Below are 18617 nucleotides of genomic sequence, written 5' to 3'. Positions count from 1 at the left end.
CCGAATTTACTGCAGGTGCCTCAACGGCAGGCGACGGTGTTGCGACGTACCGAGAGCATCTTGGCCCGGACGCCCGGCACTGGCGGTCAGCCCCAGACTGGACATCCCGGAGAACTGGCGGAAGTTGGATATGCGAGCCCACCAGTAGACCGACGACAGCTCGGCGCCGTAGACGCTATCGTCTGGCTCGGTAGCTTCAGTCGCCATGGTCATTGCCGTTGCTCATGGTCAGCAATCAGAACTTCTCCAGCCGAGCGGGGAGGCAGTCCTTGCACAGATGAACGTCTTCGTTGGGCGAGGGCACATACATGTCCAAGCACCCGTGGCACTGCGCCAGGTGGTCGAAGGCTTCGCCGCACGCGAAGCACAAGTGTTTGAGCTCGGTCGCGTGTAGGACGCGTGCCCAGTCGACGACTAAAGCCAAGTTGCTGCACGTCGGGCAAGTCTGGAGGGCGGCCTCCGCATCCGGGCTGAACACCTCTGCGTAGGCGGCGGCCGCGAATGTGGCCTCATTCCACGCGGTGTGGCAGAAGCGGCACGACGGGGAGAGAGGCCCCTGGCCGACCACCAGGGCGAATGATCCGCAGAACGGACACTCCACCGTGCGGTTCGTGACGTCCCTCAGCTCGGCGTCCAGGCGCTTCTGCCGCGTGTCGATGAAGGTCTTGATCTGGCGGACCTTCATCCCGATTGCCACCAGGTCCTCTTCGACCGCACTGGCCTTCGCGCCCGGCAGCGCGGGAAGGAGCTCTCCGTGGATGAACTCCAACAGAAAGTCCAGTACTTGGGCTGCGCGGGTCTCGACCGCAGGGGCGGGAGCCTTGAGTCCGTAGTGCTGGAGGGCGTTGCGCCACTTGGAGAGGATGGCGAGGCTCTTGGCGGACTTGTCGTCGACCGTGACGCCGGCGATGTCCTTCAGCCGAGCGATGGCCCCGGTCGTGGTGCAGCTGTCGAAGTCGCCGGCCTCGAACCTGTCTCGCTTGGCGGCGCCGGGGTCCTTGACGACAAGACTCCAGTGTTCCTGCTGCAGGCGGGCCTTGAGGAGGAGTTCGGCGGCGGCCTGGAGATGCAGAACCGCGTACTTCAGGTTGCGCGGGCTCGGCTGCCCGAAGCGAAGGTGGTCGGCGACGCTGTCCAGGTAGTCGACGCCGTTCTCGACCGGGGGGTAGTTCACCTCGCTCGTGGGCTGCGGCGCGGGCTCCTGCTTGGGCATCTTCTCCGGCATGAGAGCAGGTTAGCCATCGACGGCCAGACCCGGAGTTGCTGCATAGCACAGACGATCGCCCTGCGACGCCTCCAGCACACACGGACTGCATGGCGGGGCGTCTCCCACGCTCGGGGTCGTGTGATGGGCGGTGGTGCAGGCCGCACGGCCTGGCCCCCACTCGACCGCGAGGGGTTCGGGTGCGAGGCAGGTGGTCCGAAGGCTGGGGTTAGAGGCCTCGGGCGTCGGCGAGGTGGGCGGCCTGGGCGACCATGCGGATCGGGACGCCGTCCGTGCCGTGCGCGTCATTGAAGGAGGGCACGGAGTCGACGTCGCCGAACTTGCGGCGGATCGCGTCCAGAAGCACGGCGGCTGCGTTGGCTTCCAGGCCGCTGTCGCCGCGAGCCTCGGCTCGGATGGCTCCGAGCATGCAGCGGGCGCCGTCCGCGTCGACCAGGGCGCCGGAGCACCAGCCGCCGGTGAGCAGCCGGTGGTGGGCGCGCTGCAGAAGGGCGGCGACTGGGGTCGGGTAGGACTCCGGCTGCGGCTGGAGCGTCGGGGTCAGCGGGACGGTGACGACGTCGTCCAGGTCCACGGGTTCGGTGGGGATATGCGCGGTATTGACCTCATATGCGACGGCCGCTTCGTCCAAACGCGCGGTCATCGCCGCGTTCACCAGAGTGAGGCGTTCCTCAAGGCTCAGTTCCGCCGACGGCGCGGTCGGGGTGGGCGGGGCGGGGTGGTCTATGGCGGGGGAGAGCGAGGCGCGGGACATCGGGACTCCAGGCAGGGGTCGCCGAAGGGCGCCGCCGGGATGGTTTCCGGCGGCGCCCTTCGGCGTTGTGTAGCGGGGGAGTGGGTGTTTGGGTGTCGGCGCACCCGTGTCCCGGGCATCCTCGGTCCATCGGGCGCGGGGAAGGGGATGGAGTGGAGTTCGTCTTCGAGTGCGGATGGTGCGGCGGGGACAACTACTTCGTGGGCAAGCAGGTCGGCTTCTGGGTCGACAAGTGGGAGATCCCGTCGGAGTGGGACTGCCGTTTCTGCGCCGGGCTCAACTACACCCCTGACCCGCCGTGGACGGAGGCGTAGTCAGAGGCTGGAGATCAGCCCGGCGAGCGAGGCGAGGCCGCTGTTGATGGTCGGGGCCAGGCCGGTCGCCGCGAGGGTGAAGCCGAACAGCGTGCAGGCCAGCGCGGAGCCGACGCGGACGTAGCCGCCCTTGACCAGAACGAAGACGATGATGCCCAGCAGCATGGCGGCGGAGATGGACAGGGCCACGGTGGTGGTGCTCCTTCACAAGGGATCGGGTGGGGCCGGCCGCGCTCGGCAGGCCGGCCCCGGGGATGGGTGGGTGTGATCAGGCATCGGTGAGGCTCTTGATGGCCTCCAGCGCCTGGCGGGGAGAGGCGACCTGCTCGGAGCGGCGGTTGCCGCTCTTGGAGCCGCGCCCGCCTCCGCTCTTGCCGCCGCCTCCGCCGCCGCGCCGGCGGGAGCGGCCCTCGCCGTCGTCGCCGTCCTCGTCGGGCTCGGGCCAGAACTCGCCGGGCCGCACGGGCTCGTCCCAGTCGAACCACAGGCCGCGCTTCTCCAGCTCGCTGATCTCGTAGTCGGTGAGCCGGTTGACCTCGTCGGGGAAGAGCTGGGAGAGGTCGGTGTCGAAGTCGGCGTACAGCGACCGCATGAGCACGGCGCGGCCGTTGTCGAGGACGATGACCGCGACGCCGCCCGTGCTGACGCCGTTCTCCGGGTCGGCCTCGCCGCGCATGGCCCGCTCGATCGCGGAGCCTTCGCTGCGGGAGTAGCGGGCCGGGATGGTCGGCACGTCGTAGGCGTTCTCCATGGTTCCCTCTGCCGCTTTGCGGGTGGCGCCGGGCGAACCCATGTTGAAGATGACCGGGCGGCTGTTCTGCCGCAGGTTGTCCTTCATCTCCGTGGAGAACCCGTTGTGCGCGAACGGCGACTGGCCGGCCGGGTTGAAGCCGATGCCGTACTTCAGGCCGGTGACCGTGAGGTCCTCGCCGTCCTTCTGGATGAACTCGCCGAAGTCCGAGTCCTGGGCGGCGGTCATGAACTCATCCGCGTAGACGTTGAGCTGCCGGTAGGGGCAGCGCGTGTCGCCCGGCTTGTAGTCGTGGGGCTGGCCGTCGTGCGGCCAGGGCATCTCCGCCCTGATCTCGCACAGCGCCTTCGCCGCCCGCAGGGAGCGGGCCATCCACAGGGCGTTCGAGCCCTGCCGGTCGATGTACCGGCCGAGGACGGTGGTCTTCTCGTCCTTGCGGACGGTGGACAGCCACACCACTTGGCCGTCCAGGGACTGGGCGGCCATGTTGATCGCGAAGAACTGGGTCTTGCCCGACCGGCTGACCCCGAGGGTGAGGCCGTGGGCCGGGGCGTTCTTGTCGTGCTGGTAGACCATCGTCTTCACCGGCTGGCCGGTGATGGTGAACCCGCACACGTACATGCCCTTGGCGTCCGGGGTGAGCAGTTCGCGGGTGGCGGGGAAGATCGCGCTGAGCGGCGGGGTGTCGAACGCGCTGATGAGGAACTCAGCTCCGTCGATGAGGACGAACACGCAGGAGTCGTCCTCGGGCAGATCCAGCGCACGGCAGGTCTTGGGCAGGTCGATGCGCGGGGACTCGGTGGAGTCGCTCATCTTCGCCCGGTAGAAGGTCACCCCGCGCTCGTTGTCGCGGGTCTTGTGCACCAGCTCGGAGCCGGGGGCGCCGCCCTTGGGGCTGGCGACCCGGTCGATCCAGCGCTCCTCGTCGGTCGGCTTGGTGCGCCGCCGGGCGTTGGCCTCCGGGGCGATGCGGGCCTCCATCCAGCCGGGTCCGCCCTGGCGGCCAGGCTGGATGGCGACGTCCGCGAGGGTGACGTCGGCCGCGGACACCCCGAACGCGGCTCCGACGATCTCGGGGGAGAGGCCGGTGATCGGCCGCCCGGTCTCCGAGGCGCGCAGCAGCAGGGTGAGGTCGTGACGCATGGCGGTGTGCCGGGTGGCCTTGACGACGTGGGTGCGGGCGGGCATCCCTGCGCGCTCCCACAGCATCCGCGCCTCGCGGGTGAGCTGGTCGGCTCCGTCGTCCGGCTGCGCCACGGTCGGCTCCGCGGCATGGGCGGGCGCCGGCTGCGGGGCCGGGGCGGCGAGCGCGGGACGGTGACGGCGGCGGGTGTGCCGGGAGAACGGCAGCACGAAGGAGCCTGCCGCCGCCCACCCGGCGGCGAGCAGCCCGTCCAGCCAGCACGGGCCGAAGCCGGTGGTGTGCCCGGCGGCGACGTCGACGGCGGCGGCCAGGACCAGCGGGGTCCAGCGCAGGATCTTGCGTCCGGCGCCGGGCTCATCGCTCTTGCCCGCGAGGATCCAGCCGCCGATCCCGGCGGCGCCGGCCAGCTGCACGACGGAGTTGACAGGGCTGTCGGGGTAAAGGTTCGGGGCCACGGCCAGCACGGGCGCGGCGAGGGTGTAGGCGAGGCGCTCAAGCGCGACACTGCGCGGCGTGGTCACCGACTTCTCCTTCGGGAACGGGCACGGGCGGCCCCGCGAAAGCGGCGGGACCGCCCGTGGCAGGGGTGGGGGAGTGGGGTCAGCGGTTGAAGAAGCCCGGCCTGGGCGTCTTCTCGCGCCGGTCGGAGCGGATGTCGTCCAGCGCGCCGTAGAGCTTGGAATGGGTGCGCCGGGTCTCGTGGGTGAGGTCGGCGGCCTCCTGGGCGGTGTCGGACAGCGTCCTCACCTCCCGGGCGGCGCCGTCCAGGGCGATGGCCACGTTGGCGGTGAGGCCGACGAACTTCGGGTCCAGGTCGGCGTTCTCGATGTCGGTGGCGACGCCGTCGGTGTGCTTGGCGTTGGCCTGCATGCTGCGCCGCAGTCCCTCGAGTTCGAGGGTGGCGTCGTCCATGGCCTTGCCGAGCTTGTCCAGCTTGGCCTGGACGGCCTTGTACCGGTTGTCGTCGTCGGCCACGGCGGGCGCCGCGCTGCTGTTGCGGGGTGCGAGATCGCTGCTCATCGCGGGGTTCCCTCCCGTGCTCAGTCGTGGTGGACAGCGGCCGACGCGTGCTTGAGGCCGGCGTCTTCCTTGGCAGCCATGTCCTCGCCGTAGACGCGGGCGACCATCACGGCTGCGAGCTTGGCGGCCTCCTTGGCGATGCCGCACTGCTCGGCACACCGTTCGGCCTGCGCCTTCATACGGGCTGCGGAGTCGGCCAGGTCCGCGATCAGGTCGGTCACCGCGGTGTCGATGTTGTGGTCGCCGACCAGGTCGGCGGCCATCTCCCGCAGCGCGTCGGCGACCTTGCCGAGGGCCTCCATCAGGGCTTCGGCGCGCTCCTGGTCGGAGGCGGCCTTGATGGCGATGTTCGCCATCTCCATCAGGTACTGGTCGAACGTGATGTCCGTGCGGTGCTGGGCGGCGAGGCCACCCGCGCCGGACGGCCTGCTGACCTCCGAACTGCTCACGCTGCTCCCTTCCGTGCTGGTGGGCCGGCTGGTGCCGGGCCGCTTCGTGGGCTTTTCCGGCGCGGGCGGCAGGCCCGCGGCGCCGGTCGTGACGGCCGCGGGCTCGTCGGGGACGATGTCCGCGTCGACGATGTCGTCCTCGGCCTTCGCGGTGTGCTTGGGCGGGCGGGTGTCGTGCTCGGGCCACTCCACCGTCGGGGTGGAGTCCTCCTCACCGAACGGGCTGTCCGCCGGGCGGCCGCGCCGTCCGGTCCGGCCCGTACGACCGCGTCCCGTCCGGCCCGCCCCGGTACGCCGACCACGGAACCGGCGCCGCTTCTCCGAACCGTCAGACGCCCCGTCACCGGCCGTGGGCTTCTTGCCCGGCTCATCGGTCGCCTTGCCGTCCTTCGCGGCGCTGGAGGCCCCGTCTGAGCCTTCCTTGGCGGTCTTCTCGCCCTTGGCGTCGGTGCCCTTGTCCTTGGAGTCCTTGTCCTTGGTCAGGCTCACCTTCTCGGTGCCGGCCTTCGCATCCTTGGCAGTCTTCGCGGCCTTGGCCTCTGCGTTGGCACGGCGCTTGTCCCAGCGGCGCTGGGCTTCCTCACCAACGGCCCGGCTCAATGTGGTGCGGCCCGGCGTGGCCGACGCCGCGGCTTCCCGCTTCGCCTTCCGCGCCGCGTCACGCTCCTGCCGCTTCGCGCGGCGGTCCGCCCACGCCTGCTGCCGCTGGGCGCGGGCTTGCTCGCGGTCCTTGGACCGGTCCGCGACGCCGGCGGCATGGCCGACGCTGCGCCGCTCCTGCCGCCCGGCCTGCCGGACCCCGGCGCGCTCCTGGCGGCCGCGGGCCCGCTCGGCACGAGCCCTGGACGCCGGACCGTTCTGCGTCCGGCCACCGCCGTCCCCCTTCGATCCGCTGCCGCGACCGGAGCCGCCCGAGCCCGTCTGAGAGCCTTTCGAGCCTCCGGGTGATCCGTTGCGCCCGGGACCGGCTGCACGGCCGCCAGAGCCCGTCTGAGAGCCCTTCGCGTCGCGCTTGCCGCCTCCGCCGCCCCCGGTCGATCGGGGCACCGAACGCCCGCCGAGGCCGCCGGAGTTGGATCCGCGCGAGGCTCCGGACCGGTTCGGCCCCGAGCGGGAGTTGTTGCGGGACGGTCCGCTGCCGCCACCGCCGCGCGAGGCCCCGCCCCCGCCGCCGGCCTTCGAGCGGCCCTTGTCCGACCCCAGGCCGGAGGCGGACGACTTCGCGCGGTCGGCGTCCGCCTTCCCGCGTGCCGCCGCCTTGTCGCCCTTCGCTTTCATCATCGCGGCGTGGAGCTTTCCGTTCTGCTCCATCATCGCGACTTCCTGCGCGGTGCGGCCCTCCAGCAGCGCGGCCTTCCGTGCTATTTCGGCCTCACGGAAAGGCACTTCGCCTTCATGGAGCGCCCGCGCCCTTTCCAGCCGGAATTCCAGCCAGTCACCGAGTCGGTCAGCGAGAGAACGAGCCTGCTCGTATTCGCCTTCCTCGTTTTCGTCGTAATCTTCACCGGTTTCCGGAGCCGGAATTCCTTCGGAACGCAAGGCCGTCGACGGGTCCGGGGCAGCCGGAATCGGCGGCAGTTCCATGGTCGTCTCTTCCGGCGATTCCGGGGGAGCCGGGGGAATGTGTTCCGGCGGCGGAATGGTGTCGCCGTAATCCGGGATCGGCGGTGGCACGTACGTGGAATCACCGCTCCAGGGGCCGTGGACCAGGGTCCCGGTGCCGTCCTCATCGGACACGGTGCGCCTCCCTCCTGGGACTTGACAGAGCGTGGGCTCTTGTGTGCACGCGTGTGCACGTGCACGTGTGCACGCTTTACGCGCGGGAGGCCCCGCCGGAGCCCGGCGGGGCCTTCGCTGGTGACGTTCAGTGACGCGGGGGATGCTTCGCCACGACCTGCTCCGCGTATCTCAGCAGGTCGTTCCAGATCCGTCCGTCGCCCTCCACGCGCTGGTCCATCGCCGTGATGAACAGGCGGCAGATCAGTGCGAATCCGGAGTGGACGTCGCCGCGACCGGCTTTAACGTCCTTGGCCATTCGGGATCGTGCCAGGCGGAGCCAGAATTCCATCTGCCCTGCCTCGCCGCGAGATTCGCGGGCTTTCTTCGCCTCTTCCTTCAGCCAGTTCTGGCGCCGCTCTGCGGAGCGTTCCGCGCTGCTGAGGGGGCGGTTCAAGCCGACTCCCGACCCATGTCGTAAATCGACGTAGGACCACCATAACCGAGATTATGGCCCTGTGCACCCTGCTGCGGCGGATTTACAGCCTGGAGCGGCTGCGGGTTCTTCTTACGCTTCCTTTCCAGCTCCTTTTCCTTTCGTTTTCCGGGGAGGTTCTTGACCTCGTCGGCAAAGGAATTCCGCTTGTAGGCGGTCTTTTCCAGGCCCTCGGTCAGGCCATTGACGTGCCTGAGGACGTCCTTGAGGGCCTTTTCGACGGGCAGGGCCCGCAGCCGGGCGTGGTACCAGCGGTCGCCGTCCACGTGCGCGCCCCGGCAGTGCACGCGGGTCTCGATCGCGAGGGTCTCCAGGTTCCTGCCGATGTCCAGCAGGACCCGCTGCACGTCGGCCAGGTACCGGGCGGTTGCCTCCGGGCTCTGCGCGACGTCGCGCAGCGGGGAGTGATTCGGGTCGTTGGTGCTGTTCACGGCGGGGATTCCCTCCTGGTGTACTGGTGGGGCTGCTGACTGCTTCCGGCAGTCGACAGCGAAGGGCCAGCCCGATTGCCGCGGGCTGGCCCTCACTGTTGATGCCGGACGGTGATCAGGACCGGTAGCCGCCGGCGAGCAGGGCGGCGGCTTCCTGCCGGTACTCGGACGCGGTGGCGGGACTGACCTGCAGGGCGTCCTGGATGGCCGCCAGCGGCACGCAGCGGGCCACTTCCCGCTGCAGGGCGTCCGCCTCGCCGATCGGGATGAAGTGGTTGGCGAGAGCCAGCCGCGCGACCTTGCGCACCGCACGCTCGCGGGGGCTCAGCCGCGCCTGGTCCTCAGCTTCGACCGCGCGCCGCTCGGTTTCGGCGGCGGCGAGCCTCGTTTCGGCAGCGGCGAGTTCGGTGTCGGCCTCGTGCTTGCGGGCGTCCTGGATTCGGGCGGCGGCGAGCGCCTGGCGCTCGGCCTCCTCCGTGGCGAGCCGGTCCGCTTCGGCCGCGCGGCGCCGCGTTTCGGCAGCGGCCTGCTCCATTTCGGCGGCGGCCTGGTCGGCTTCGGCGGCGCGCCTGCGGGCTTCGGCGATGGTGGCTGTCTCGATCGCGCGGTCTTCCGCTGCGGCAGCCTGGTCGGCTTCGGCCGCCTCCTTCCGCTTGCGTGCGGCCAGGCTCTCCAGTTCGGCCGCGCGCGCTTCGGCGGCGGCCTGCGCCTGGCGTTCCTGGGCCGTCTTGCGCTGGGCCTCGGCCTCGCGGGCGCGGGCCTCGGCGATGACGGCCGTCTCCAGCGCTGCCTCCTCTAGTTCTGCCGCTCGCTCGGCGGCGCTGGCCTGGGCCCGGGCGTGGGCGCGGGCCTGGGCCGTCTCGCCCTCCACGCGGGCGCGGACGGCTTCCAGTTCGCCGTCGGCCTCCAGCCGGTCGGCCTCGGCCTTCTTGTGCGCGCGCTCCCGGCGCGTGGCCGCGTCGAGCCGGCGGCGCTCGGCTTCCTCCGCCCTGGCCTCGGCCTCGCGGGTCTGCTTCTCGGGCAGCGCGAGCGCCTCGGCGACGGTGTAGCCGTGGGCGGCCATCGTCATCGGCAGCTTCTCGTCGTCGCTCGCCTTGCTCAGGTCGCCGCGGTGCTTGCGCTTGAGCCACTGTTCGTAGGCGGTGAGGTCCTGCTGGCGGCGGATCATCTCCGGGTAGGAGCGGATCCCGTGCAGGCGCATCCGGCGATAGAAGCGGGGGGTGTCGATGGGGGCGAGGACCCAGCGGTGCAGCGGGATGCGGTCGGTGGCCGTACCGGCTTCGAGCTGCGCTTTCTGGATGATCAGGCGGCGGGCGGCCTCCACGCCGATCACGAAGAGGACCGGCATGACGCCGTGGCTGGCAGCCCGGACCGGGTCGGCCACGATCTCGCCCTGTGAGCTGGCGTTGAACCACACGGTTGCACCGGTCATGGCGTGTGCCGCCAGGCGCAGCAGCGGCCACGGCGTGCACTTGCGGATGAGGTACAGGTCGAGCGCGAGGAACGCGATGATCGAGGCGTCCACGCCGACCGGGAACCAGGGTGCCAGCCTGGCGCTGAATCCCCAGGCCAGGGCCACCGCGGACAGGGTGCTGTAGGACATTGCGAACCCGATGACTCCCACGAGCATCCCGCCGCCAGCCGCGACTGCCGACAGGGCCGTCATCAGGCGGTCGCGGCCGGTGGGGGCCGGGGGTGTGATCGGGTTCCGCTTCGGTGCTCCCGAAGCGGTGTCGGGTGCCGCCGAAGCGGGGGCCGCTGGTCCCGAAACGGGGGCGGGCGGGGCCGAAGTGGGGGTCCCGTACGCGGCGGGTCGCGGCAGGTCGGTGATGCTCACCGGAGATCTCCTCAGGGGGTGGTCGGTGTGGGCCCGAAACGGCGGGGGCTGCTCCCGAAACGCGAGCGGCTGCGCCCGAAACAGCGGCGAGTGGGGATGAAGCTCAGTCCGCGACGGCCGGTCGGTGCGAGGCGATGACCTGTCCGTCGGGCCGCAAGTTCACCGGTGTCCTCGAAGACGAGGACCCCGTTGCAGAGCAGGCTCCAGTCCTGCTCCGGGTGGCCGGTCACCACGCGGGCGGCCTCGGCGTCCGCGCTCTGCGCGGTCGGGCAGGGCGGGGTGTGCAGGCACAAGGAGCGGGGCTGACGGGTCGGCCCGGTGGGCTGCAGCAGGGCCGGGTGCGCATGAATGCCTCCAAGGGGCACAGGGGTGTGGGCGGTGCCTTTGCTGGACTTCCGCTGACCGTTCGCCTGGCCGCCGCAAGCTGCGCTGGCCAGGCGAACGGTGGTCGGGCTACTTGGGCTCGCGTTCACCGAGGTTGATGCGGACGCGGGACTTCTTCTCTGGCTGTTTGTCGGACATGGCGTTGGTCCTTCCGGTCTGCTCACTGGCGGGCCGCTGTTTGGCTCCCCTGGACCGCGTCCGGCCCCGCCGCGTCGAGACGAGCGGCGGGGCCGGGCGGGTCGGCAGCCAACAGACGTTGGCGGTGCTCACTGGGAACTGAGAGGGAGCCGTTGTACGCGCCACAGGACTTCACAGGCCGGAGGAGCTGTGTCGGGGGCGAGGACCGTCCATCCCGAGCGGGGTGCTCCCTCAGCCTCGGCAGCGGACTCCGCCGCGTCCAAGGTGGTGTGCACGCTGTGCAGGTCACCGCTGCGAAAGAGGGCGTAGACGCGGTCGGTCTGTGTCTGCCTCCGGGTCATGCGCAGCAGTGTCCGCAGCGCCTGCCGGTCCTCGGTGTCCAGGAAAGACTGGGCGCGTAGGGCCGCCAGCTCGCCCTCCGCCCTGGCGGCGTCGGCGATCGTACGGGCGAGCGAGGCGCGCAATTCCTCCAGCGCGGTCTCCGCGCGAATCGCGGAATCCGTGGCGCGCTCGGCTTCCTGCCGGGACCGTTCGGCCTCGGCCAGGGCGGCGTCGGCCATCTCCTCGGCCTCACGCGTGCTCTCGCGTAACCCGCGAAGCGTGCGGGCACTGACGACAGCGATCATTTGGAAACTCCTCCAGAGCGGGTGGTCAGCGTGTACGGCGCTGCTTGAGTCGGGTGAGGTAGGCGTCTTGCAGCCGGGCGAACGACGCGAACAGGCCATGACCGGCCCGGCATTGCGGGGTGTCGCGTGTGCAGGCGGCGTCGCAGGAGTCGGCGTGCGATTCATACGCGCGGTGCGCTGCCTGGTAGCGCTGGTACAGGTCGTCAGGCACGGGCCGGTCTTTCTCGGTGGTGCCGGCGGGCGGGGTGGAGGTCGGTGACGCGATGCCCGGCGTCCCACGCCGTGACGGCCGCCAGGCCGGCAGCCGTCAGCAGCAGACGTGCCAGGGGATGCGCGGGACCGACTGCGGAGGCGGCGCGGGCGGCGCGTTGCTGCGCCACCCGGGCCGCGTCTATGAGGGGTTGCCTCATTTCGGGCGTTTCTCCGACTCGTCGTTGCGGTCCTTCACCTTGCGGGACAGCTCGGCGCGTTCCTCGTCGGTCATCAGGCCACCGCCGTTCCTGTCATCTGGGCGCGTCCCTGGGCACAGCGGCACTGCCAGTAGCCGCACAGCCCGCACGCGTCCTGCTCGTCCTCGGTCAGCGCGGTGAGGCGGGCGCGCATCTCGGCGACCGTGCGCGGGGCGCGGCGGTCGGCCGGGATCGCGGCGTCCTGGGCGCGGACGACGGCCAGAAGATGGGCGCCGAGCGCGGGACCGGGCTCGACTGCGCGTGCCCGGCGGGCCGGGCGGGGGGTGCGGTGGGAGTTGACCGCGTCCAGGACCCGGACGAACCTGTCGTCGGACTGTGGCGCCTGGCGCTCCGGGCGTGTGATCATCGTCGTCGTGTTCAAGAGAGGTTCTCGCTTTCTTGATCACAGACGGCCCCGGAGCTCTCACCTTCCGGGGCCGTCACCGTGACTGGCCGGGCGGCCAGCCACGGCCCGTCTCCCGCCCTGTTCTGCTCTGGTGGGCGGGAGACGGACCGTGGCGGGTCTCAGGCAGCAGGTGCGTAGGTGTCTTTCGCGGGGCGGATCAGGTAGTCGCTGTCCGTCCAGACGCTGCCGACTGCGTACGGCTGGGCGTCGGGACGGAGGGTGTCCCGGACGATGACCGCCCACCGGGCGGCGTCCCGGCGCAGCAACTGCGCGGCATCGGCCGGGTCCGTGATCAACGCGAGGACCTCGAAGCGGCCGTCGACGTTCTGGTAGATGGCTCCAGGGCGACGGGGCCCGATCTCGTGGTCCACGCTCGGATGAAGTCGGGGCAATGCGATGCTGTGCACGTGGTCTGTCCTCTCTCGGACGGGAGACCGCGAACAGAGCCCCCAGGGCTGCATCCCTGGGGGCTCGTCGCGTGCGGACCCCGCACCGCGGCGGGGCAGTGCGTCCTGCGCACTCCACCGACCACCGAACCCTCCAGGCGCGGTCGACGGCGGGCAGCACAGGGCCGCAAGGCGGCGCGGCGCCCAGGAAGGGCGCCGGATCTCAGATAGACGCGGACCGCTCACCGCCCGGGAGATCCGTCCGGGCGAGTCGTCGCAATCGAAGGTGTGCCGCGTCGTTCTTTAGCGTCGTGGGGGTGTCGGCCCTCCGCGCTCCCCGTCAGTAATGAACGCTTGGCGGGTCTTACCCCTCCAAGCCGCCAAGTTGGGCGCCCGACGGATCTACGCGTGCCGGCTGCCACCACCAGAGGTGATAGCGCCTCACGACGGATCTCCACTCACCCCAGCTGGTGTGGTCACAGCCGTCGTAGGTGTGGTGGATCACGCTGTGGAGTTCTCAAGGAACGCACCCTTCGAACCGATTGATCCGACGGGCACCACCTAATCGACTTAGCTAGGTTCCATGACACAGTGCAGCATGAATCCGACTGTGTCAACTAAGCTAGTGAAGCTGCCTAGACCGAAGGGGTGGTTCTACGATGTGGCTCATGACGGCCGAGGACCTGCAGCCATACCAACGCATCGTGCAAGACGTGAAGGACGAGGTCCGGCTTGGCCGCCTGGCAAGCAACGACAAACTGCCGAGCACACGGGAGTTGGCAGACCGCTATAACGTCGCCCCCGGGACCGTTCAGCGAGCGCTCGCTGAACTCCGCGCTGGCGGCATCATCTACTCCCACCAGGGCCGAGGCTCCTACATTCGCGAGTCGGCGATCGAGTCGGTGGCAGACTCGAGCAGCCTCGCAATTCAGCGCTTGGAGGAGAAGGTGGCCGACCTGACGCGCCGCCTCGAACGGCTTGAAGCCGACAAAGACTGACCAAGTCAACGTGGCCTCCCTTCATTCACCACCTGACGAACTGTCGAGGCCATCACATCGGCAGTACGCAGAAAGCAACATCACAGAGCCATGTCGAGGCCTGTCCACGCACCCCTTCACGGGTTTTCAACATCCACGTACACATGGGATTTGAGGCACGCGGCCTAGGGTCAGGCCCATGACGCCGAGGGAGGAGAGCCGGGTGGGGAAGAACCGCGCGGGTTGGAGGCCGGACAAGCTGCGAGGACAGCGTGAAGCACATGGACTGACCCTGGAGGCGGCGGGCGAGCGGCTCCGCGACGTTGCGGAGCGAGCCAAATTGAAGGGCATCCCTGCTGCGAACCCACAAACTCTGTGGCAGCACGAGCAAGGCGAGGTCTATCCAGGCCCCCATTACCGGCGCGCCTACTGTCTTCTCTACCGGGCCACCGAGCCCGACCTAGGCTTTCGCAGTCCGCTTCCTGGGGAAGAGACGTCTTTCGCGCTCACGCCGATGGACGACCGCCTCAATGGTTCCCACGTTTTGGCCGTTGAGCGGGCGATTCATCGCATCGCACCGGGCTCAAGCGACGCGGACCACTTCGACTTGCAGCAGCGAATCATCGACGCGTGGAAACGTCGGCACACGGGCGGCGACCCCCACCGCCCTGTGCTCATCCTGGTTGGTGGCTTCGCCGGCAGCGGAAAGACCGAGCTGGCCCGATTCTTCGTTCAGCTCACTGGCTGGCCGTTGCTCGACAAGGACCCGCTCACCCGCCCGCTGGTAGAGCGTCTCCTGGTCGCACTGGGCGGCGACGCGAACGACCGGCACACCGATCTCTACCGGCAAATGGTCCGGCCGGTGGAGTACGACTGCCTGATGCAGTCGGCCATGGCCAATATCAAGTGCGGCATCTCCACAGTCTTGACCGCCCCGTTCATCGCTGAGATGACCGACCCGGCCTGGATGCAGCGCCTGACCAATCGCGCGAGCTCGATGGGAGTCGATGTCTTCCCAGTGTGGGTCCGTTGTGATGAAGAGTCGATGCGCGAGTACATCGGATTCCGTTCCGCGGCCCGGGACGCATGGAAGCTGCAGCGGTGGGACGAGTACATGGCCACGATCGACCTGGATGCGCGTCCGGCGGTGCCGCACCTGGTCGTCGACAACCGGCTGGGCACTGCGGTGACGCTCGCTGACCAGGCCCGGCAGGCGGTAGGGGCGATGTACGCATGACCGAGAAGCAAGGCGTGGTCCTCTACGGCCCGCCGGCGTCGGGCAAGGACACTGTCACAACTGCGCTCGCCGATCTGGACTCGAAGTACGCGCAGTTCGCGCGGCTCAAGGTCGGGACGGGCAAGTCGGCTGGCTACCGGATGGGCACAGTGGAGCAGCTGGACGAGCTGGAGGCCGCAGGCGATGTCGTATACGCGAACACGCGGTATGGCAACACGTACGTGCTGGACAGGCCAGGGCTGAACTCGGCGTTCGCGGCCGGGGTGCCGGTGGTGCACCTCGGGCAGGTCGACGGCATCCGAGCCCTGGTCGAGGGCTATCCAGCGAGTTGGTTCGTGGTGCTGCTGTGGTGCCCTCGGGAGACAACCGCAAAGCGATCAGTTGGCCGGGGCGATAGCGACACTACGGCGCGACTGGCGGCGTGGGACGCGACTCGCGAGGACCTGGCCACCCACCCAGGCGCGGTCTGGAACCTGACCGTGGACACCGCGGCGGCGTCGCCGCAGGACGCCGCGCAGCTCATCGACCAGCTGCTGGCGCAGCGAGCAGGCGCAGCGACGGCATGAGTGCGGGCTACGGCTGGGCGAGTCGGTCCAGGGCGTCGGTGAGCGTGAGTTCGCCGTCGTCCTTGACGTCGTTCCACCGTGCCAGTGTGGACGCGGCCGCGCGCAGCATCTCCGCTGGGAGATCGGCGGCCGCGAGGGTGTCGGCGGCTTCCTCCAGCTCCGGGCCCCAGCGCCAGGCACGCGCGGCGGTCTTGGCGACGTACTGCGGCTCGGAGAGGTACGAGTCGGTACGCCGGGAGGCGACCTGGATGAGCTCCTGGTCGACGCCATGCTCGCGCGCCATGCCGATCGCGAGCGCCACCAGCACTCGGCTGGTCTTCTGGAACGAGGCGTACGACAGCTTCAGCGCCGATGCCTTCCCTACCTCCGTGCCCAGTCTCGCTGTCCGGACGGCAGTGTCCGCGAACAGCGCCTCAATGTGCTCGGTTGCGTCGTGCGGGCCGGACAGATACAGGGTCGGCGTCTTGCCGCCGGTCGGCGGGGAGCCGACGACGCCGCCGTCCACGACGGTCGCGTCCGGTGCGAGCAGCGCGGCGATCCGCTGCACCCGCGAGGGATTGATGGCGTTCGCCTCCACATACAACCCGGCGAAGCGGTGCGCGGCGACGTCGCGGGCCAGATCTTCGGCAGCAGCCGGCGGGCAGAGACTGATGACGATGTCGCTGCGGTCCAGCAGCTCGCCAAGCTCGGCTACGGGCGTCAGGCCGAACCGGGTGGCGCGCTCTACAGAGGCGGAGCTGCGCCCGGCTGCACACCACAGGACGTCGGCCGCGTTGGTCGCGGCGCAGGCTGCGACGGCGGCACCCATGCTGCCGGGGTGGAGGATGCCGACGGTCGACTGGTCCACGTTGCTACTCCGTCTCGTTGAGCAGGATGGTGATGGCGTCGGTGACGTCGTCAACGACGTGGTGTGCAGCGGGAAGTTCGTCGGGCCAGGGTCGGCCGCGCAGCCAAATAGTGCGCAGGCCAGCCTGGTGACCGCCGCCGATGTCCCCGGCAGGGTTATCGCCGACCATCCAGCCGCCATCCGCGAGGCTGACGCCGCAACGAGTGGCCCCGAGTTCGAAGAGGCGCCGATCCGGCTTGCGGATCTCGAAGTCACCCGAGACCGCAACGCCATCGGCCAGAGCGGCAAGGCCGGTCGCGGCCAGCTTGGCGCGCTGGATGTCGCCGGCCCCGTTGGTGACAACGCCGATCGTCCACGCGGCCGCGCGCAGACGGGCCAGTCCCTCGAGGACCTCGGGACGGCAGGTGACGGCACACGCCATAAGGCCGACGTACTCCTGCCACAGGTCCGCGGCCGACGCCTCCAGGCCAAAGGCTTCCCGCAGCCGCGCGAAGTCACCGACGGTCGCCCGGTCGACCAGCTCAGTGCGCAGCCACTGTTCGACGTCTGGTGGAAGGGCGTGCGCACAGCACAGGGTGCTCACGGCATCGTCAAGCGCCGACTGGCGGTCAACAAGCGTGCCGTCCAAGTCGAAGAGGGCGAGGGGCATGCAGGCGACTCTACCTATGGCTACAGCTGTGCAGATGCTTGCAGCAGCACCGCCCTTACAGATGGCAGTCCAGAACCAAGCGCAGCCGACATGCCCTCAAATGCTCTAGCGGGAGCTGCTTTCTATGTACAGTTTGAGATCACAAGGAAGGGGGAGTGATGAATGATCTGAACGAGGCTGTAGACGCGCTGCTCAGTCGGCCTGTGGACGTCCTTCCTTCTCCTGAGGTCCGGGCCAGGCTCCGCAAAGCCTCTGGGCTCACTCAGGAAGAGGTCGCTCAAGCCTTCGGCGTACACCGGATGGCGTTTCTACGCTGGGAGAACGGCCAGTCCATGCCGCGTCGGCGGCATCGCGACGCATACCTCCGCTTGCTCAGGGGGTGGGCCGACAAGCACCCCGAGGCAGCCCTCGGCTCCGACCTTGCGAAAGCAGGCTGAGGTGCACGGCGTCGACTGGCCCCCCTAGGAAACGCCGAAGCGGCCCTGTCGCCACAACAGGACCGCTTCCTAGCAAATCGACTCACCAGCCCGCGAAAGCTTTGAGTCGTGAGCAGCGAGGTGACCTCGTCTGCCGGGTGATGCCCGTGAGCCCTAGAGCCCGCGTGGTCACCTATACCCAGAGTATGCGCACCAGATTGCGCAACGCCACTACTCCGGGATCCTTGTAGGTCACATTCGCTGGTCGCGGCTCCCCTACCTGGGGAGATGTACCCCGTTGCACCACACGAAGAACGATGACGACTTCGGCTCAGGCCGCTTTGAGAGAGGCTGGGAGCCGCCGGAGGAGGTCATCCTGCGGCGTGAACTCATCCGCACGCCGGGCCTCCAGCCCGAAGACCTAGGTGTCCTGGCGGAGCTGCTGCTCCGGGACCCGCGCCTGCCGTCGACCATGGAGGCGATTCGCGCCGACCTCCAGGCGCAGGGCTGGAAGATGGGCAAGGACCGCTACAACGGGATCGCGAAACGGCTGACGGCCGCCGGCCACCTTGCCCGCGTCAGCGTGTTCGACGAGTCCACTCAGCGCCCCACCTGGGTCACCCGGGTGTACCGCAACCCTGCGAACAACGCTCAGTACGTCGACCTCGGCATCGCCGCAACACAGCAGGTCAGGCCCGAAGTGCGGGAAACCCGCGATCCCCAGGACCCCGGATCGCTGGAAACCCGCGTTTCGCCAGGTCAGAGCCGGAATGCGGAAAACCCGCAGTCCGGACCCGGATCGCGGAAAACCCGCGATCCGGAAACCCGCGTTTCGCCAGGTCAGAGCCGGAATGCGGAAAACCCGCGATCCGTCTCTCCCCCCCCACACCCCCCGGAGGAGGAGGATTCCTCCTCCCCCAACCCCCTCACCGACCCCACGCGGTCGCTGCCGTCACAGCGGGAGCGGCAGGGCGACGTTGCTCCCGACTTCGGTCCGGCGGAGCTGTCTGAGGCAGCGGCGTTCCTTCAGCACATGAAGCGGTGGCAGGCGGGGGCGGCGACTGCCCGCAGGTGTGCGCCGCGGTTGCTGCGGGCGATGCGGGAGCAGGGCTGGCCGGCACTGACCGGGTTGGACGATGAGCACCGGGTGCTGCTGGAGACGGAGATCCTGAAGAACACCCGTGGCGCGGTGTCGTGGACGAAGTGCCTGCCGGGCTGGGTGGATGACCTGCGCCTCTACGACAGGGTCCGGCCGCGTCTGGCGGGCGGGGCCGGCGGCCGTGAGCGGTGCCCGGATCATCCGGCCCGCTACCGGGCCGGATGCGTGGAGTGCGCGATGACCGTGCCTGCCACCTGACTCATCTGGTGCGGGCCGCTCCCGTGCAGGGGAGCGGCCCGT

Annotated in this window: 22 protein-coding genes and 1 pseudogene; 6 read left to right on the top strand and 17 right to left on the bottom strand. The window is 69.6% G+C overall.

Translation table 11 applies throughout. The features are described 5' to 3' along the window. Nucleotides 1-235 precede the first annotated feature (235 nt). Nucleotides 236-1225 carry a hypothetical protein gene (locus tag FHS34_RS39905; RefSeq protein ID WP_184975212.1) on the bottom strand — a complete coding sequence of 330 codons (990 nt, stop codon included), beginning with the start codon at nt 1223-1225 and terminating at the stop codon, nt 236-238. 208 nt (nt 1226-1433) lie between these two features. Then, nucleotides 1434-1979, bottom strand: a complete 546-nt coding sequence (locus FHS34_RS39900; RefSeq protein ID WP_184975209.1) for a DUF6197 family protein — start codon at nt 1977-1979, stop codon at nt 1434-1436. Nucleotides 1980-2131: 152 nt separating this feature from the next. On the opposite strand from FHS34_RS39900, the gene FHS34_RS39895 reads away from it, so the two are divergent. Further along, a complete protein-coding gene (locus tag FHS34_RS39895; RefSeq protein ID WP_184975205.1) occupies nt 2132-2293 on the top strand; it encodes a hypothetical protein in 162 nt (53 codons plus the stop codon). Here the strand turns inward: FHS34_RS39895 and FHS34_RS39890 are convergent, their stop codons facing one another. The 13 genes and pseudogenes from FHS34_RS39890 to FHS34_RS39835 all read right to left on the bottom strand — a co-directional run bounded on the left by FHS34_RS39890 (nt 2294) and on the right by FHS34_RS39835 (nt 12511). Next, a complete protein-coding gene (locus tag FHS34_RS39890; protein WP_184975203.1) occupies nt 2294-2482 on the bottom strand; it encodes a hypothetical protein in 189 nt (62 codons plus the stop codon). Nucleotides 2483-2561: 79 nt separating this feature from the next. After that, nucleotides 2562-4709, bottom strand: coding sequence for a chromosome segregation protein ParM (locus FHS34_RS39885; RefSeq protein WP_184975199.1), 2148 nt, complete (start codon nt 4707-4709; stop codon nt 2562-2564). Between the two features lie 79 nt (nt 4710-4788). Continuing rightward, nucleotides 4789-5208 (bottom strand): conjugal transfer protein TraB, encoded by a 420-nt coding sequence (locus tag FHS34_RS39880; RefSeq protein ID WP_184975196.1) that lies wholly within the window; start codon nt 5206-5208, stop codon nt 4789-4791. Between the two features lie 20 nt (nt 5209-5228). Beyond that, nucleotides 5229-6971, bottom strand: a complete 1743-nt coding sequence (locus tag FHS34_RS39875; RefSeq protein ID WP_184975257.1) for an ATP/GTP-binding protein — start codon at nt 6969-6971, stop codon at nt 5229-5231. A 550-nt stretch (nt 6972-7521) separates the two neighbouring features. Then, nucleotides 7522-7830, bottom strand: a complete 309-nt coding sequence (locus tag FHS34_RS39870) for a hypothetical protein (RefSeq protein WP_184975193.1) — start codon at nt 7828-7830, stop codon at nt 7522-7524. After that, nucleotides 7827-8300 carry a hypothetical protein gene (locus tag FHS34_RS39865; RefSeq protein ID WP_184975190.1) on the bottom strand — a complete coding sequence of 158 codons (474 nt, stop codon included), beginning with the start codon at nt 8298-8300 and terminating at the stop codon, nt 7827-7829. Before FHS34_RS39865 ends, FHS34_RS39870 begins: the two co-directional genes overlap by 4 nt. A 115-nt stretch (nt 8301-8415) precedes the next feature. Next, nucleotides 8416-10137: a DUF2637 domain-containing protein gene (locus tag FHS34_RS39860; protein WP_184975188.1), complete on the bottom strand. Its 1722-nt coding sequence runs from the start codon at nt 10135-10137 to the stop codon at nt 8416-8418. 103 nt (nt 10138-10240) lie between these two features. Then, nucleotides 10241-10430 (bottom strand): annotated as a pseudogene (locus FHS34_RS42105) (DUF5999 family protein). 357 nt (nt 10431-10787) lie between these two features. After that, nucleotides 10788-11285: a hypothetical protein gene (locus FHS34_RS39855; protein WP_184975185.1), complete on the bottom strand. Its 498-nt coding sequence runs from the start codon at nt 11283-11285 to the stop codon at nt 10788-10790. Nucleotides 11286-11310: 25 nt separating this feature from the next. After that, a complete protein-coding gene (locus FHS34_RS39850) occupies nt 11311-11496 on the bottom strand; it encodes a hypothetical protein (protein WP_184975182.1) in 186 nt (61 codons plus the stop codon). Next, on the bottom strand, nt 11489-11695 hold the full coding sequence (locus tag FHS34_RS39845) for a hypothetical protein (protein WP_184975179.1): 207 nt from the start codon (nt 11693-11695) through the stop codon (nt 11489-11491). Before FHS34_RS39845 ends, FHS34_RS39850 begins: the two co-directional genes overlap by 8 nt. A 73-nt stretch (nt 11696-11768) precedes the next feature. Beyond that, nucleotides 11769-12101: a hypothetical protein gene (locus FHS34_RS39840; protein WP_184975176.1), complete on the bottom strand. Its 333-nt coding sequence runs from the start codon at nt 12099-12101 to the stop codon at nt 11769-11771. Nucleotides 12102-12259: 158 nt separating this feature from the next. Continuing rightward, nucleotides 12260-12511: a hypothetical protein gene (locus FHS34_RS39835; RefSeq protein ID WP_225817937.1), complete on the bottom strand. Its 252-nt coding sequence runs from the start codon at nt 12509-12511 to the stop codon at nt 12260-12262. Between the two features lie 683 nt (nt 12512-13194). On the opposite strand from FHS34_RS39835, the gene FHS34_RS39830 reads away from it, so the two are divergent. The 3 genes from FHS34_RS39830 (at nt 13195) to FHS34_RS39820 (ending at nt 15306) form a co-directional block, all read left to right on the top strand. Then, on the top strand, nt 13195-13524 hold the full coding sequence (locus tag FHS34_RS39830) for a GntR family transcriptional regulator (protein WP_184975173.1): 330 nt from the start codon (nt 13195-13197) through the stop codon (nt 13522-13524). A gap of 178 nt (nt 13525-13702) precedes the next feature. Continuing rightward, nucleotides 13703-14740, top strand: a complete 1038-nt coding sequence (locus FHS34_RS39825; protein WP_184975170.1) for a P-loop nucleotide/nucleoside kinase family protein — start codon at nt 13703-13705, stop codon at nt 14738-14740. Beyond that, nucleotides 14737-15306 (top strand): phosphotransferase-like protein, encoded by a 570-nt coding sequence (locus FHS34_RS39820; RefSeq protein ID WP_184975167.1) that lies wholly within the window; start codon nt 14737-14739, stop codon nt 15304-15306. The genes FHS34_RS39825 and FHS34_RS39820 overlap by 4 nt, the downstream gene beginning before the upstream one ends. Nucleotides 15307-15313: 7 nt before the next feature. On the opposite strand, the gene FHS34_RS39815 is transcribed toward FHS34_RS39820, so the two are convergent. Beyond that, nucleotides 15314-16153, bottom strand: a complete 840-nt coding sequence (locus FHS34_RS39815; RefSeq protein ID WP_184975164.1) for an NAD(P)-dependent oxidoreductase — start codon at nt 16151-16153, stop codon at nt 15314-15316. Nucleotides 16154-16157: 4 nt separating this feature from the next. Continuing rightward, nucleotides 16158-16802: an HAD family hydrolase gene (locus tag FHS34_RS39810; RefSeq protein WP_184975159.1), complete on the bottom strand. Its 645-nt coding sequence runs from the start codon at nt 16800-16802 to the stop codon at nt 16158-16160. A 158-nt stretch (nt 16803-16960) separates the two neighbouring features. Between FHS34_RS39810 and FHS34_RS39805 the strand changes: the two genes are divergently transcribed. Then, complete coding sequence (locus FHS34_RS39805) at nt 16961-17239, top strand: helix-turn-helix domain-containing protein (protein ID WP_184975155.1); 279 nt, start codon at nt 16961-16963, stop codon at nt 17237-17239. Nucleotides 17240-17516: 277 nt separating this feature from the next. Further along, complete coding sequence (locus FHS34_RS39800) at nt 17517-18575, top strand: hypothetical protein (RefSeq protein ID WP_184975152.1); 1059 nt, start codon at nt 17517-17519, stop codon at nt 18573-18575. Nucleotides 18576-18617 lie beyond the last annotated feature (42 nt).

It is taken from the genome of Streptomyces echinatus (assembly GCF_014203595.1).
Lineage (GTDB): Bacteria > Actinomycetota > Actinomycetes > Streptomycetales > Streptomycetaceae > Streptomyces > Streptomyces echinatus.
Note: the sequence above shows the minus strand (reverse complement) of the source record. Positions and strands in the feature narration are given on the sequence as shown.

Bases quoted from the DNA above. Each gene is read 5' to 3' on its own strand.
- FHS34_RS39905 (WP_184975212.1), bottom strand. From the start codon at position 1,225: ATGCCGGAGAAGATGCCCAAGCAGGAGCCCGCGCCGCAGCCCACGAGC.
- FHS34_RS39900 (WP_184975209.1), bottom strand. From the start codon at position 1,979: ATGTCCCGCGCCTCGCTCTCCCCCGCCATAGACCACCCCGCCCCGCCC.
- FHS34_RS39880 (WP_184975196.1), bottom strand. From the start codon at position 5,208: ATGAGCAGCGATCTCGCACCCCGCAACAGCAGCGCGGCGCCCGCCGTG.
- FHS34_RS39875 (WP_184975257.1), bottom strand. From the start codon at position 6,971: ATGATGGAGCAGAACGGAAAGCTCCACGCCGCGATGATGAAAGCGAAG.
- FHS34_RS39855 (WP_184975185.1), bottom strand. From the start codon at position 11,285: ATGATCGCTGTCGTCAGTGCCCGCACGCTTCGCGGGTTACGCGAGAGC.
- FHS34_RS39845 (WP_184975179.1), bottom strand. From the start codon at position 11,695: ATGAGGCAACCCCTCATAGACGCGGCCCGGGTGGCGCAGCAACGCGCC.
- FHS34_RS39840 (WP_184975176.1), bottom strand. From the start codon at position 12,101: ATGATCACACGCCCGGAGCGCCAGGCGCCACAGTCCGACGACAGGTTC.
- FHS34_RS39830 (WP_184975173.1), top strand. From the start codon at position 13,195: ATGACGGCCGAGGACCTGCAGCCATACCAACGCATCGTGCAAGACGTG.
- FHS34_RS39825 (WP_184975170.1), top strand. From the start codon at position 13,703: ATGACGCCGAGGGAGGAGAGCCGGGTGGGGAAGAACCGCGCGGGTTGG.
- FHS34_RS39820 (WP_184975167.1), top strand. From the start codon at position 14,737: ATGACCGAGAAGCAAGGCGTGGTCCTCTACGGCCCGCCGGCGTCGGGC.
- FHS34_RS39810 (WP_184975159.1), bottom strand. From the start codon at position 16,802: ATGCCCCTCGCCCTCTTCGACTTGGACGGCACGCTTGTTGACCGCCAG.
- FHS34_RS39805 (WP_184975155.1), top strand. From the start codon at position 16,961: ATGAATGATCTGAACGAGGCTGTAGACGCGCTGCTCAGTCGGCCTGTG.